At 62.7% G+C, this 437-nt stretch carries 2 protein-coding genes; both read left to right on the forward strand.

The features are described from left to right. Nucleotides 1-225 (forward strand): DUF4331 domain-containing protein (locus F6X68_RS33890; RefSeq protein WP_225852586.1); only part of this gene is annotated, 225 nt, incomplete at its 5' end. After that, nucleotides 222-437 (forward strand): hypothetical protein (locus F6X68_RS33235; protein ID WP_151457893.1); only part of this gene is annotated, 216 nt, incomplete at its 3' end. The genes F6X68_RS33890 and F6X68_RS33235, both read left to right, overlap by 4 nt.

The following is a 437-nucleotide window of genomic DNA, read 5'->3' on the forward strand; positions in this document are numbered from 1 at the left end:
ACCAGCTACTTCGAGATCGAGCGGGCGATGCTCGCGGGCCACCCACACGCCAGCCCCGGCGGGCGCTGGCTCAACGAAGACGTCATGGACTCGATCTTCACGCTCTACATCAACGGTGGAAACGGCCCCCGGATCCATGACGGCATCGATGGGCCGATTGCCTGGTCATCCAAAGTCTTTCCTTATCTGGCACCGCCCAACCCGCCGAAGGTCGCCGGGCGATGATGGAAGGCGTAGTCACGGATGGAACGATCGCGCTGCGCAACCTCAAGGCGCAGATCGAAGGCCTCGAGCCCAACTCGACCGTCGATCGCCGCAGCGTTGAAGAGCGGGTGTCGCACATCGACCTTCTTGTTCTTCGCGGCTCGATCCTCGGAAGCATTGCGAACTGCGAGCGAGCGCTGGAACTCGCTCATCTGTTGGTGCGCGATGCGACC

This window comes from Micromonospora sp. AMSO12t (assembly GCF_008806585.1).
Classification (GTDB): domain Bacteria; phylum Actinomycetota; class Actinomycetes; order Mycobacteriales; family Micromonosporaceae; genus Micromonospora; species Micromonospora reichwaldensis.